General features: G+C 32.3%; 10 protein-coding genes. 6 read left to right on the forward strand and 4 right to left on the reverse strand.

The window, feature by feature from the left end:
• The 3 genes from VOI25_RS00195 to VOI25_RS00205 are packed head-to-tail and all read right to left on the reverse strand — an operon-like array spanning position 1 to position 2936.
• Positions 1-1524 (reverse strand): T9SS type A sorting domain-containing protein, encoded by a 1524-nt coding sequence (locus VOI25_RS00195; protein ID WP_323786857.1) that lies wholly within the window; start codon positions 1522-1524, stop codon positions 1-3.
• A 38-nt stretch (positions 1525-1562) separates the two neighbouring features.
• A complete protein-coding gene (locus tag VOI25_RS00200; RefSeq protein ID WP_323786858.1) occupies positions 1563-2558 on the reverse strand; it encodes an FAD:protein FMN transferase in 996 nt (331 codons plus the stop codon).
• The gene (locus tag VOI25_RS00205) at positions 2559-2936 is read right to left on the reverse strand and encodes a Na(+)-translocating NADH-quinone reductase subunit F (RefSeq protein ID WP_323787618.1); all 378 of its coding nucleotides are present in this window, start codon (positions 2934-2936) and stop codon (positions 2559-2561) included.
• Between the two features lie 73 nt (positions 2937-3009).
• Between VOI25_RS00205 and VOI25_RS00210 the strand changes: the two genes are divergently transcribed.
• From VOI25_RS00210 to VOI25_RS00235, 6 genes are all read left to right on the forward strand, one after another.
• Positions 3010-4164: a hypothetical protein gene (locus tag VOI25_RS00210; RefSeq protein WP_323786859.1), complete on the forward strand. Its 1155-nt coding sequence runs from the start codon at positions 3010-3012 to the stop codon at positions 4162-4164.
• Positions 4165-4224: 60 nt separating this feature from the next.
• Positions 4225-5037, forward strand: a complete 813-nt coding sequence (locus VOI25_RS00215) for a hypothetical protein (protein WP_323786860.1) — start codon at positions 4225-4227, stop codon at positions 5035-5037.
• Between the two features lie 7 nt (positions 5038-5044).
• The gene (locus tag VOI25_RS00220; RefSeq protein WP_323786861.1) at positions 5045-5479 is read left to right on the forward strand and encodes a lipocalin family protein; all 435 of its coding nucleotides are present in this window, start codon (positions 5045-5047) and stop codon (positions 5477-5479) included.
• A 111-nt stretch (positions 5480-5590) separates the two neighbouring features.
• A complete protein-coding gene (locus VOI25_RS00225; protein WP_323786862.1) occupies positions 5591-6184 on the forward strand; it encodes a sigma-70 family RNA polymerase sigma factor in 594 nt (197 codons plus the stop codon).
• A 2-nt stretch (positions 6185-6186) separates the two neighbouring features.
• Positions 6187-6921, forward strand: coding sequence for a hypothetical protein (locus VOI25_RS00230; RefSeq protein ID WP_323786863.1), 735 nt, complete (start codon positions 6187-6189; stop codon positions 6919-6921).
• Between the two features lie 12 nt (positions 6922-6933).
• A complete protein-coding gene (locus VOI25_RS00235) occupies positions 6934-10164 on the forward strand; it encodes a CHAT domain-containing protein (RefSeq protein WP_323786864.1) in 3231 nt (1076 codons plus the stop codon).
• Between the two features lie 92 nt (positions 10165-10256).
• Here the strand turns inward: VOI25_RS00235 and VOI25_RS00240 are convergent, their stop codons facing one another.
• The gene (locus tag VOI25_RS00240; protein ID WP_323786865.1) at positions 10257-14510 is read right to left on the reverse strand and encodes a T9SS type A sorting domain-containing protein; all 4254 of its coding nucleotides are present in this window, start codon (positions 14508-14510) and stop codon (positions 10257-10259) included.
• Between the last annotated feature and the right edge of the window lie 39 nt (positions 14511-14549).

Below are 14549 nucleotides of genomic sequence, written 5' to 3' on the forward strand. Positions count from 1 at the left end.
CTACTTTTTAAGCACTTTATACGTAGAATCCTTTCCGTTTATACCTACCTGAATTAAGTACAAACCTTGAGATAAGTCAGACATATCAATAGAATTAGGATTAGAACCAATATCCAATGCTTTAATTCTCTGACCTAATAAATTAAAAATTTCAACTTTATCGATAGCTTCATTAGACTGAATATTTAAGACATCATCCACTGGGTTTGGAAAGATCTTGACGGTTTCAAATTGAAAATCTTGAGTTGATAATGTCCCATCTTGAACTGTAAGATTAAACCAAGAAGAACCACCTCTATCGGCTGGATCATCGTTCCAAACTTGAACGTAGTATATTGTATTAGGAGCAACAGGCATATCATCAAGTTGAGTGCCACATGCATTATTCACTTGTGTTAATTCATAACATTCCCCTTCCCAAAGTTGTACATAAAATCCTGCTTGAATTAAGACATCAATAATTGTATTATCTCCGGAATTAAATGCAAACCAAACATCTTTTCTATTAGTAATATCATTGCAGCTAGGTGTTTGAGAAGATGTTGTTGCAAATTCATTATTTGCTGTGATAGGTTCTCCTAAAACTAATTGATTGGCTAGAGTTGGATATCCACAATTATCATTTGAATTTATTCCACAGGCATATTCCACTTCAATATTGGAATTACAACCGGGTGCATTATTTTCAAAAGTTCCAGGATACCAAAAACTTTCTTCAACCCCAACAGAGTAAAGAAAATGACACACCCAATTTGAATTACAAACTGATAAGTTAGGATTGTTTTGAATAGTCACTTCTGGCCACCAACCAATATTATCATCAACGATGTTAATATCTTCAAGAACAGCATTGTTTTCAATATAAAGAGAATATCCTGCCCACATTTGATTCAACCCATTAAAACTTATTAGAGCGTCATTATTAGAAATTCTCACAATTTCAGAGCCACTAGCACAATCTAAACCTGCTAAGTCTACTAAACTATCATTGTCAGAAATTGTTGTTATTTCACCTGCACAATAATCTTCTAAACCATTTAAATTAATAAGTGAATCGTTATTTACAATTGAAAACCATGTTAAAGGATCAAACGTACTGGGTACACCTTCTATATTAATCAACATTGGATTATCACTAATAGTAAATGAACTTTCAAAACCAGATTGACTTACAAAGTTTTCTAGTCCATCAATAGTTAATAATGATGCATTATTGCTTATGCCAAATCCTGTTCCTGTTCCTTCAACATAGCGTATGACTATATTGGAATTTAAACCAATTGTGTTCTGTAATACTAAAGTAGGTCCTAGTCCAAAACTAGTACAAGACACTATCTGATTAAGACCACTTAAATCGGTAATATCATCACCAGAAATGACAAAGGCACCCACTTCTGTACAATTTGGATAGTCTATTGCTAGAGCATCAATTTGCGCCTGAGAGGTAAATATACCACTAGTGGGAGGACATTGACTTAAACATAGAATTGGAAACAAAAAAAGAATGAATAGTAAATGCTTCATTTTAAGATATTTACTATAAATATAGAAAATTAACAACACTAATTTTCTGGAAAGTCATTTAAATTTAAAGTTTCAAGCTCCTTATTTTCATTTTCAAAAACCAAGAACACTTTTAAATCAGGATGTGGAATTAAAAACTCGGTCACCTTTTCGATTCCCATGGCCTGAAAAGCGGTTGCATAGGCATCAGCAGTCATACAGTCTTCAGCAATTACAGACACACTTAAAATGTTAGTTTTTGTAGGATAGCCTGTTTTTGTATTGATGATGTGCGCATAGCGATTGCCGTTGTCATCAGTTTTAAATTTTCTATACGTTCCAGAGGTCGCCATTCCAGCGTTTGACAATGAAATGCCTTTTAAAACGGACTGTTCACCGTCAAATCGTGGTTCGTCCAGCCCGACTCTCCAAGGTGTGCCTTTTTCCATATTCATTCCACTAGCACGAATCTCACCTCCTATTTCAACGAGATAATTAGAAATGTTTTTCGATTCTAAAAAATCAGCAATCACATCAACTCCATAACCCTTAGCAATAGCGTTAAACTCAATGTAAGTCTGCGGTTGCTTATGTACAATCTTGTCAATCATCATCACTTTGTCAAATCCAACAAAGCTCATAAGATTATTTATCGTTGTACTATCGGTCAAGAATTTATTTTTATCAGCTCCAAAACTCCAAGCATTTACTACATCTCCTATGGTTGGATCGAAAGCGCCATCAGTAGCTTTATATATTTTTTTTGATGCAGAATACACATTTACAAAATGTTGATCCATTTCAACAATTTCATTTCTATTTAACTTTGATATGTCAGAATCTGGAAGATATGTGGACATTGACTGGTTTACAACGGCAAACAAACTATCAAACTGTTTTGTGTAGTTTATTTCAGAATTATAAATCACCGAAAAGGAGGTGCCAAAAACTGGTCCTGAAATTTTAGTGTTTTCTAATAACGTCTGTGTTTGTTTAGTGTTTTCTCTACAAGAAAAAAGGACGAATAGTAAGACTACAACCGTAAATTTGTTCATTTAATTTAAATTAGTTTCGATGACTTGAATACCATTGTATTCTAATAGATAATCTTCATTGAGATAGATTGGTAAATCTTCTCCATTTGGGTTTCCCAGACCAACACCAGCATATAATACTTTTGCGTCTTTATCAAAGGCATGTTTTTTAAAAGTTTCCATCCAAACTACATCATAATTATTAGGATTTTCAGGAAGCACAACGGCTTTTACAATCACAAAAAAATATTGACTGTTTTTATCAATACACACAAACTGAGGATGTTTTTTTAATTTGCTATTTATCGCTACAAATTCAAAACCGCGTTGTTCTAAATCTTTTCCAACATGATTCATTGCTAAGTTGTGAAGTTCTTGTTTTGAAAGTGCTTTACTCATGATGCAAAAATACGATAAAAGTTTTTTTGATGACATTTTATTCCCAAAACGATTTAATTGTAAACCCATCACGATGAATAAAATCAAAACCCATTTTATCAGTATTATAGTATTGACCATTCTAGCGTCTTGTACATTTTCAAATTCTGGAAATAGTCAATCTAAATATGGAAATTCAAATTTAGCCACTTCAGAAAACCATCGCGTACTGAAGGAAAGAAATTTAAAAAACAATGCTATTTATGATCACAATAATGGCCTAGTAATTTGTCAAATTCCGTTACCAAAAAATTGGAATTTTAATTCTCAAAAAAATGCTGAGTTTATAATAACTGCACCAAATAATATAAAAGTTGCAAAAACTGAAACACAAAATTATGCGTATGCAAATGATGCTTTTTCTTTACAATCATTACAACAAATGCAAACTCAAGATTTACAAATTGCTCCAGTTGAATCTTTAAGCGACATTTTACAAAATTATATTATTCCATCAGCACAATCTCAAGGTTACGACCTTATTGACCATTATGAATTACCAGATGTTTTACAATTTTGGATACGTTTTGAATCTGGAATGCTTAATACAGGAAGTAAGAGACAATACAATGTACTTGGTACCGATTGGAAAGATGGTAATGGAAACATGTCCTTTATAGTATTTATACAATCAATTATTTATAAAGGCAATTTTGTCTATTGGACCCTTCAGTCTACAGAACTTGAAGCTCCTGCTGCCTATTTCAAAAGTGCTAAAGATGCTTATGTTTTTGGATTAGCCAACACACAACTTAATATGAAATGGCAACATATTAAAAATAATGAATTATTAAAAAGCATTAGATCTAACAATGCATTTTGGGAACATGCAACTAGACAAAGTCAAAATGAGCATAATCAACGAATGGCTGCCATTCAATCTAGAGGTAATAACACACGATCAATTGGCGATACATACAGCGATATTTTAGATATCAATCATTCTGGTTATTTAAAGCGAAATGACATGAATAATGCTGGCCAATCAAAAACAATAAACATGATAGGTGAAAGGTCTACAATTTCAAGTATGGCCACAGGTGAACGTTATAATGTTCAAGCGGGAAGCAAACATTATTGGGTGAATACGAATGGACAATATTTTGGTACAGACAATTCATTTTACGACCCAAGAATTGACAACAGGGTAAATGATACACAATGGACTCAATTTGAAATAGAAAACTAAAATAGAATGATGACATACGATGTTTAAAACGATGTCTTTATATAACCTTAACAACATAATATGAAATCAATACAATTAATGTGCTCCATTTTGTCATTAACACTAATCTTTTCATGTAGCAAAAGTGATGAAAGCACTAATGGAAACAATAGTGACATTCTTAATAATTATGAAACTGAATGTCAAAATGGAAATGGCCCAAACATAATTATGGGCCCAAAAGCTGCCTATTGGGATAATGCAAAAGGGATTTCTCTACCACTTACACAACCACCTTTATTAGCAAATCAAGTAGGTTATTATATTCATAACAGTTTTCCTGCATTAGGATTTCCTCTACCTCAAGGTTATAGTGGTTTTGATGCCTTAGATGAAGAAATTCCTGGTGCGCAAGGGACCATTGGTGTAAATGTAGTACGCGATAATGATAATGCTGCAGTCTGGAGATATGTACCAACCTATTCTATTGTAGGAAATTTTTCAATCACAAATGCGGTTGCAAATGAAGTCAATTTAATGTTTGGTTTTTATCAATTCAATGATGTCAATTTTGAAGTCTTATGTTCTGAAACAGTGCCTGTAAATTTAGGAGGAGGAATTACAAGAATTTTTAGCGCTCGATTAATTCGTTTCGGAAATTTCACAGGTCAGGTCTATGTCATAGCAACTATAGTAGATGGTCTTCCAGGAAGCACCTTTGTCTCTTCTTCAGTTTCCGCTGGACCAACCAATGAATATGATAGTTTAGTTGCAAATATTTTTATACCACTTAATTATCAACTATTAGTAAATGATAATGGTTTACTAGATTCTGATTTAGATGGCGTACCTGATGTAGATGACGCAGCACCAAATAATCCAAACATTCAATAAACAAATTATGAGAACATTAGGCTTAAAGTTCATTTTAATAGTACTCATTAGTTTTATTTCATATTCTTGTAAATCAGATGACGATAGTACTGGTATTGCATGTCCTAAAGTTAATAACACACATCCATTATTACTTGGTGATTGGAATTTTTCTGGAACGTATATAGATGGTGACTTATTCCTTGAAGAATGCGATCTATTAACGACATTAAAAGTGACTTGTGACCTTTTTGAAACCACAAGTTTTGGAGGCAACAATTGTTCTAATTCTGAAACCTATAGTTCAAACTATCGTATAGAAGGCAATAGTTTAATCTCCCTTGATGAAGAGGGCAATGATGTAGGCATTCAACATATTATAATATTAAACGAAACGACACTTATATTACAAAACGATTTTTCAGTACTTGATAATATCACCGAAAACTGGGAAAGACAATAATTTTAATAAAAAGAGGTCAATATGTAGAATACAAACCTTTAATCTCATTATGATAGCACTTTAACAAAATAGATTGTAATCTAATTCATTTTCACATATATTTAATGATGTATGCGAAAAGTTGACTTTACATATAATAAAACAGACAACCAATCTGATATTGTAACTGCAATCAAGGCTAATGACAATAGTGTGTTAAAATCTATCTACACTACAAATTATCATAAGATTGAAGTTTTAGTTCTAAAAAACAATGGCACTAAAGATCATGCAAAAGACATTTATCAAGACGCTTTTCTTGCCGTATGGAAAAACGTTAAGCAAGATAAATTTACACCACAAAGTGAAAGTGCAATACATGGCTATTTATATACCATAGCAAAGAATAAGTGGATGGATTATTTACGTTCCAAAGATTACAAAAAAACAATTGTTTCAGATCAAATCAACGATTTTAATGCTACTGTAACAGATTCTGAAGCAACTGATGATGACATTTTAAAAGAACATCGATTACAAGGAGTAATGCAAGCTTTTAAAGATTTGGGAGAACCGTGTAAATCCCTTTTAAAACAATTTTATTTTGATAAAAAATCAATGAAAGATATTGCAAACGAATTACAATTAGATGCGGCTTCTACAAGAAATAAAAAATATAGATGCATGCAAAAATTACGTGAAATAGCATTAAAAATTGAAAAATAGCAATGAACCCAAATACTAACATATCGCAAGAGTTATTAGAAACCGTCGATCGATATATCAATGAGACCATGTCTATTGATGAATTGGAAACGTTCGAAAATAAACTTAAAAATGATTCAGCTTTTAAAACCCAAGTTGACGATATTAAAACACTTTTACTTGGCATAGAATCCCAATCTTTAAAAGAAGAGCTTGAGAATTTCCATAATGAAATACCACAAAATCTAGTTGAAAAAAAATCAGCAAAAGTTCGTTTTCTACAATTTAGAAAAATTGCAGTTGCAGCATCCTTAGTAATTGCTCTTGGAAGCTTTTGGTTTTTTAATCAAAACTCGAACGATAAATTATTTGCTAATTATTTCTCTCCAGATCCAGGATTAGCAACAACCATGGGAGAAAATTCTAATTATGAATTTTACGATGCAATGGTAAATTACAAACAAGGTGACTATAATACAGCCATTTCTAAATGGCAGCAACTTCAAAGTATCAAACCAGAAAATGATACACTCAATTATTTTTTAGGAGTTGCACATTTAGCAAATAGTAATGAGAATAAAGCTATAATTCATCTTGAAAAAACAACAATGCAAGCAAAAAGTGCATTTATTAATGAAGCCTATTATTATTTAGGTTTAGCGTACTTAAAAACTAACAATTTACAACTTGCAAAAAAAAATCTTACCTTTAGTACTATTGAAAATAGCAAAGCCCTTCTATCTGAACTAAACGACTAAAAACTCATTTAGATGATGAATAAACTTCTATGCTATTTCAAGGCAGTATTATTCTGTGTATTTCTATGTTATACATCAAAAGTAGCATCTCAAAATGATTCCATTTCTGGATTTGAATATGTCGAAGAACTTATAGAAACTAATGCTCTCCAAGAAGCTCAGACAGAATTATATACACAAATAGAGCAGTTTAAATCGCAACAAAACTATGATACATTGGTTGCTTATATCCCTTTAGTTGGAAGTTTTAAATTAGCTAATGGAGATTTTAAAAAAGCAATTGAAAAGGCCCTTCAACTTGTACAGTATTTAGACCAAAAACACGATCCAAGTATTACTACTGATGCCCTTTTGGAGTTGTCAAACTTATATTTTAATGCCAGACAATACGATAAAATATATACCTCCTGTACTGATGCTCTTAAGTATGCCAACCAAATTCAACCTATAGATTCATTTAGGATATCAAAAATTCAGTATAACTTAGGAACTGCTTCTCTTAACCTTGGCAATATTAAAACTGGAAAAGAACATTTATACACTTCAAAAACAATACTAGAAAATCATTCTAAAAAAGAACTCAGCCAATTATATAATACGTACAATTCAATTGGCAGATTTCAAGCTAGTAGTGCACAAATTGACAGCTCTACATTCTATTATAAAAAAGCTTTAAACACCTTAAGTTTAATGGATAGCACTGAAATTAATCGCGATTACTGGAAGGCAATTGTGAACAATAATATTTCTTTAAATTTTCAAAATACTGGAAAAACAGATCAAGCCATTGTTTATATTACAGATGCAATTTTTGATTTTCAGAAATTTATTGATGTCGCTAAGGATGAATCTAAAAAACTGAGGGCTAAGCGCTATCGTCTTTCTACTATAGACAATCTTGCAACTTTTTATGATGGTATGGGTGAATATAATCGAGGTGTTGATTTAATGACGTATTCTTACCAAGAAAAATTAAAGTTTTTAAAAGATGACGATCCAAATGTTGTTTTTTCATTGGTGCTTTTAGGCCATACTAATCTCAATGCAAAAAACTTAGTTAAAGCTGCGGAATATACAGATAAAGGTTTGTCCCTAATCTATAAAAACCCAAGTAATTACACCTTTCTTCATAGCTTTACCTTAACAGTAAGAGCTTCTATTTATGAAGCCATGAATGATAATGAAGGTGCTAAGAGATTATATGAAGAAAGTGAGGCTTTGTACAATGAACAATTTGATGGAAATTATTCTAGAGACTATTTAGATGCCCTTATAGAAATGTCTAAATTTTATACTAAAATAAACGATTCTAATAAAGCTATTGAGCTCGCTTTCAAGGGTTATTCCTATACAAATAGTGATAATTTTGAAAATAATTTAACACAATTTCATCAAACCTTAAATTTATCCAATGTTTATTTGGGATTAGGTAAACACACTGAAGCTTTAAAATATAGCGAGGAAGCACTTGCCTTTTTTAAAGACAAAAAACTTAAGCCTAAAACACTTTCCGATTCTATACAGAATGAATTTAGAAAGCCCAGAGCTTTACTCACTAATGCAAAGTCTAAATACATTCTAAAAGTCAATAAAGATGAGGCTTTTTTAAAATCAATTTTAAATCAGATAGAAGAAGGCATTCGGATTTTAGAACGCAGAAAAATCACTATAAAAACACCAGACGATCTTAATTTACTTATTGAAGAAAATTCTGATTTATTCAATTTTGCTAAACAAATTAGGTTAGATCTATATCAAAACACGAACGATGAATCCTATCTAAATGACCTCGTTTCTATTCATGAATCTAGTATCTATAATCGGATTCGTTCCCGTTTAAATTTAAAAAGTAATATTGCATTTTCAGGTTTACCTAATCAAATAACATCAAGGGAAGATGTATTAAAAGACAAACTTAGATTATCATTAAATTCTTCCGAAAGTACTATTGAAAACTTTATCGATTCTAATTCGGAATGGAATCAGTTTTTAGATTCCCTAAAGCAGAATTATCCTAAATATTACAAAATGCGTTATGCTACAATTGAAGAACCGCTAACACATTTACAATCGAATATTCCAGAGAAAACTACCATTGTACGATACCTTTATATAGAAGATATACTTTATGCTTTTATTGTAACTAAAACGGATAAAAAGATTGTTAAACTAAATTCAGAACATGTAAGAGATGGCATAGCCATTTTAGCAGAAAATCAATCAGACGTTTCTAAAACTAGTACTAAACTGCACAAACTTTACACACAATTATGGCAGCCTTTTAGTGATCAAATTCAAACTGAAGACGTCATTATAATACCAGATGGAGAACTTTTTAATTTAAGCTTTGAAACCTTAACTCCAACAAAAATAAACACCTTTTCAGAATTGGCTACAAACAGTCTTTTAGCCAAACATAATATCTCATATAATTACAGTTTATTATTACTAGACACACCAAATATAACAATAGGTTATAGCAAGGACTTTATTGCATTTGCGCCTGAGTTTTCAAATCAAATGAAAGATGAGTATAGGATTACAGTTACCGATTCTATCAGTCTAGACAAAACTTATCTTACTTTATTACCGCAACCATTTAGTGTAGACTTAGCGAAAAAGTATTCAAAAGTTTTTAAAGGTGACTCTTTCTTGAATGAGAAGGCATCAAAGCAAATTTTTACAAGTGAAGCTAAAGAGCATAAAATTATTCATATTGGAACGCATGCCGAATCTAACAATGTAAGTCCAGAATTGTCCCGATTAATCTTTGCAAAAAACAATTCAGACGAAGACAATTCACTTTACACTTACGAAATTTACAATCAGAATTTAAATTCTAATCTAGCTATACTAACTGCTTGTGAAACTGGGAAACCAACATATCAAGCTGGAGAAGGAATGATTTCATTAGCTCATGCTTTTAATTATGCTGGAAGCGAAAGTATATTAACCAGTTTATGGAAAATAGACGAGCAATCGAGTTCAGAAATTATCAATTACTTCTATGATAATATTTCCAAAGGTATGCCAAAAGGTGATGCTTTAAAACATGCCAAATTAGATTATATAACTAATGCTCAAGGCAGAACAATTTCGCCACAATATTGGGCAGGATTAGTAATCATTGGTGATGCATCACCAATAGAATTAAGCAGTTCTTCCAATTTATTATTCTGGCTTTTTGGAGTTCTGATTATTATTCTTATTGCCATGGCTATTAGAAAAAAACGAAATAAATAAAAGAGAGTTACCTGTTTAGGTAACTCTCTATGACTAAATAATACTCCCTAAAATAATTTTACAATTAATAGCATTAATTCACTTAGTCAATATTATTGTTTGATAAGTCGTTTTGTAATTGTGGAATTGTTTATGGCATTAACTCTTATAAAATAAACACCATTAGCCAATTCCTCTATTAAAATATCTTGAGTTAGTTCCATATCATTTAATTTCATTGTCTTTATTAGCTTTCCAGTAACATCAAAAATTTGGACATTATCTAAATTTAATCTGCTTGCATTTTTCAATGTAATACTATGAGATGCTGGATTAGGGAATAGTAAAATATCGTTTTCGGACAATTCAAAAGTATTAACACTTAATGTGGTGTCTTCTACTTTCAAATCAAATGCACAGGAATTCGTATTTCCAGAATCATCAGTAATTAAAAATTCAATTAAATAATCTCCATCTGGTAATACCGTTCCTGGAGAAGGCGTCTGAACTACACTTTCTACTGTACAATTGTCAGATCCTGTAACCGTTCCATTTCCAAAATAATCAGGTAAGGTAAATTCTCCCGCATTTTCAATAGTAAATCCTAAAGGACACACTATCGATGGAATACTATTATCTTCAACAGTAACAGTAGCTGAAGCAAAATCGCTATTTCCACTTTGATCTGTCACAGTTAAATTAACCGTATTTGAACCTAAATCGGCACATGTAAAATCGGTGACATCTAAACTTAAGGTTCCCATCATACAATTATCTGAGGATCCATCATTAACATCATCTGGAAGAATTGATGCATTGCCAGACGCGTCTAATTGTACTGTAATATCTTGAGTAATTACTGTTGGAAGCATAGCATCTTCAACGGTGACTGTTGCTGAAGCAAAATCACTATTTCCACTCTGATCTGTTACGGTTAAATTAACCGTATTTGAACCTAAATCGGCACATGTAAAATCGGTGACATCTAGACTTAAGGTTCCCATCATACAATTATCTGAGGATCCATCATTAACATCATCTGGAAGAATTGATGCATTGCCAGACGCGTCTAATTGCACTGTAATATCTTGAGTAATTACTATTGGAAGCATAGCATCTTCAACGGTGACTGTTGCTGAAGCAAAATCACTATTTCCACTCTGATCTGTTACGGTTAAATTAACTGTATTTGAACCTAAATCGGCACATGTAAAATCGGTGACATCTAAACTTAAGGTTCCCATCATACAATTATCTGACGATCCATCATTAACATCATCTGGAAGAATAGATGCATTACCAGACGCGTCTAATTGAACTGTAATATCTTGAGTGATTACTATAGGAAGTATAGCATCTTCTACTGTAATTGTTGCTGGTAACGTAGCTTGATTATTATCATTATCTGTAACCGTTAACATCACCGTGTTATCACCTAAATCGGCACATGTAAAGTCTGAAATATCCAAAGCAAATTGCAACTCATTTGTTGGTGTACAATTATCTGTTGAACCATTATCTACATCTGTTGGCAAAATACTAACATTACCAGTTGCATCAAGTTGTAGTGTTAAGTTTTGAGTGATTACATCTGGTGCAAGAATGTCTAATTTGTCAATAATCGTTAGTCTTACCGTGTCATTATTTGGATAAGAAACCTCAAAGGTATATTGTTTTCCATCGTGATCAACTATAATTGGCGAAACCAAATTCTGAGTACTAATTGTTCCTGTGGTTGTCGCTATATCGAAGGTATCATTTTCATTAGCCTCAAATCCCATTGTAATGGCAACACTTCCTTCAAACACAACATTAGTTCCAGAAATTGCTAGGACATCATATTCTGTGCTAGGTAGTAGTCCATCCAATTCAACATCTAAAATTGTAGAAGCCGTTGACATATAATTTCCAATAACAGTAAGCGTTCCGGGTGATGCACCAGGTGCAAATATTCCGTTATTTGTAAAATTTGCAATAGAAGGCAGATCAAAAGTCGCAATGCCTTTTATTACGCCACCTACTTGATGATCTAAGGTGCTTGAAAAACTTAAATTCCCAGTAGCTGCCTCTATTGTTCCTGTGTTAGTCACTTCAACACCAATATTTGTTTTGTCTGTTACAATGTCGTTGGCAAATACAGTTCTAATTACACCTGAATTATTAAGTATTCTAGGCACAGCTCCACTTCCTGAAAAACCAGAATCATCACCAATAAAAAGAATTTCGCCAGTAACTGCATTATTAAGAATGGCATTTGTTGAAATAAACAAATCTCCTCCACCTTCAAAATTAATATTTCCATTATTATTTAATGTAGTATTTGTTGCAAGGATTACATTATTTGCCTGAACTGCAATGTTTGACTCGTTTATTAAAGTTCCACCTCCAGTTAAGGTACCACTTGCCCATGATACAGTTTCATTTCCAGAAAAATTGAAAATAGTTGAGTCAGCTGGAGCGATAACAACATTACTCCTCCAATTTAGAATTCCATCTAGAACGCCAGAAAGTGTTCCTGATACAGTTACAACTGCATCCCAATCTAAGGTACCATCTGGAAATACATTGTAAGTACCATCATTTAATTCTATGCCAGCACTAGTAAAATTTAGTGTCCCATTTTCAACTTGAATCGTACCTCCATTATTTATAAGTTCTACACCAATTGAAGACTTATCTGTAATATCAGAAAATGTAGCTTTTAAAATACCTTCATTATTTAAAATTCTAGGTACTGCACCACTTCCAGAGAAACCAGAATCATCACCCTGCAAATCAATAATACCTGTTGATGTATTGTTTAAAACAGCGTCTGTAGAAATAAATATATCACCTCCTGCAGCAAAATTAATATTACCGTTATTATCTAAAGTGGTATCAGAACCAATGGTGACATTACTTGCTTGTATTTCAATTGTACTTTCATTAGTTAGAATTCCTCCTCCAGACAATATTCCTGATGCCCACCTTATAGTTGAGTTACCAGTAAAATCAAATGTTGCTGAACCCAAAATATTAACTGTGCTTCTCCAATTAAATTCACCATCAACTAAACCTGTAAGTGTTCCTGATAGTAATACAATCGAATCCCAATCAAGTGCTGCTCCAGAAAACACATTATAAGTACCATCTGTTAATTCAATACCATTGCTAGTAAGATTTAGTGTTCCATTTTCAACTTGAATTATTCCATTATTATTATGTAATTCTATTCCAATAGACGCTTTATCTGTAACATCACTAAAAGTCGCTTTAATTAAGCCATCATTATTTAATATTCTGGGCACTGCTCCACTACCTGAAAAACCAGAATCATCAATTTGAAAATCTATAATTCCCGTAGTTGTATTGTTTAAAATGGCATTAGTTGCAATAAAAATATCTCCAGATCCAGCAAAATTAATAGTACCATTATTTATTAGGGTTGTTAAAATTGAAATCGTAACATTACCAGCTTGAATTTCAATAGTACCTTCGTTGGTTAGAGTTCCTTCTCCAGATAGATTTCCACTTGGCCAGTTTATAGTTTCGTTTCCTGTAAACTCTAATACTGCTGAAGTAAATACATTGACTGTACTTCTCCAATTAATTTCACCATCAACGACACCTGAAAGCGTTCCTGATATAGACACTGTAGAATCCCAATCTAAAGCTGCTCCAGAAAACACGTTATAAACGCCTCCAATTAACTCAGTGCCAATGCTTGTCAAATTAAGTGTACCCATTTCAACTTGTAGGGTTCCACCATTATTAATTAATTCAACATTTATAGATGTTTTATCTGTGACATCGCTAAAAGAGGTTTTAATTAAACCTTCATTGTTTAATATTCTAGGTACTACTCCACTTCCACTAAAACCAGAATCATCACCTTCAAAATCAATAACACCACTGACCGTATTATTTACCACGCCATTCGTCGAAATAAAAACATCTCCTCCTCCATTAAATTTTATGGTCCCATTATTAGTTAAAATCGATGATGAACCAACAGTAACGTTACCTGTAAATAAATTGATAACTCCATTATTAGTAAGGGTACTTCCGTTACCTTCAATGATACCAGACGTCCAATTAATTGTAGTATTTGGTCCAAAAGAAGAGTTTTCAAAATAATTCAAATTTGTATTCATCTCAAAGATTGCATTTCCCTGCACATCAATAGATTTTACAGAACCGATAACATTAAGCGTTACCGTAAACCCTGTAGGTATTACAACATCGTCCGCAACTGTTGGCACCAAATTAGTATCCCAGTTATCTGTATTGTTCCAATTAGTAGTTGCACCCAAACCTGTCCATGTAGTTTGCGACATTGCAATCATGCAGGACAATAACAATAAAATTAATAGTAAATCTCGTTTCATAATTAATAGCATTTAAAAGGTTAATATACTTTCACATCG

It is taken from the genome of Psychroserpens sp. (assembly GCF_034670085.1).
Taxonomy (GTDB): domain Bacteria; phylum Bacteroidota; class Bacteroidia; order Flavobacteriales; family Flavobacteriaceae; genus Psychroserpens.

Coding starts and splice junctions, on each gene's coding strand:
- VOI25_RS00195 (WP_323786857.1), bottom strand. CDS start 1,524: ATGAAGCATTTACTATTCATTCTTTTTTTGTTTCCAATTCTATGTTTA.
- VOI25_RS00200 (WP_323786858.1), bottom strand. CDS start 2,558: ATGAACAAATTTACGGTTGTAGTCTTACTATTCGTCCTTTTTTCTTGT.
- VOI25_RS00205 (WP_323787618.1), bottom strand. CDS start 2,936: ATGAGTAAAGCACTTTCAAAACAAGAACTTCACAACTTAGCAATGAAT.
- VOI25_RS00210 (WP_323786859.1), top strand. CDS start 3,010: ATGAATAAAATCAAAACCCATTTTATCAGTATTATAGTATTGACCATT.
- VOI25_RS00215 (WP_323786860.1), top strand. CDS start 4,225: ATGAAATCAATACAATTAATGTGCTCCATTTTGTCATTAACACTAATC.
- VOI25_RS00220 (WP_323786861.1), top strand. CDS start 5,045: ATGAGAACATTAGGCTTAAAGTTCATTTTAATAGTACTCATTAGTTTT.
- VOI25_RS00225 (WP_323786862.1), top strand. CDS start 5,591: ATGCGAAAAGTTGACTTTACATATAATAAAACAGACAACCAATCTGAT.
- VOI25_RS00230 (WP_323786863.1), top strand. CDS start 6,187: ATGAACCCAAATACTAACATATCGCAAGAGTTATTAGAAACCGTCGAT.
- VOI25_RS00235 (WP_323786864.1), top strand. CDS start 6,934: ATGATGAATAAACTTCTATGCTATTTCAAGGCAGTATTATTCTGTGTA.
- VOI25_RS00240 (WP_323786865.1), bottom strand. CDS start 14,510: ATGAAACGAGATTTACTATTAATTTTATTGTTATTGTCCTGCATGATT.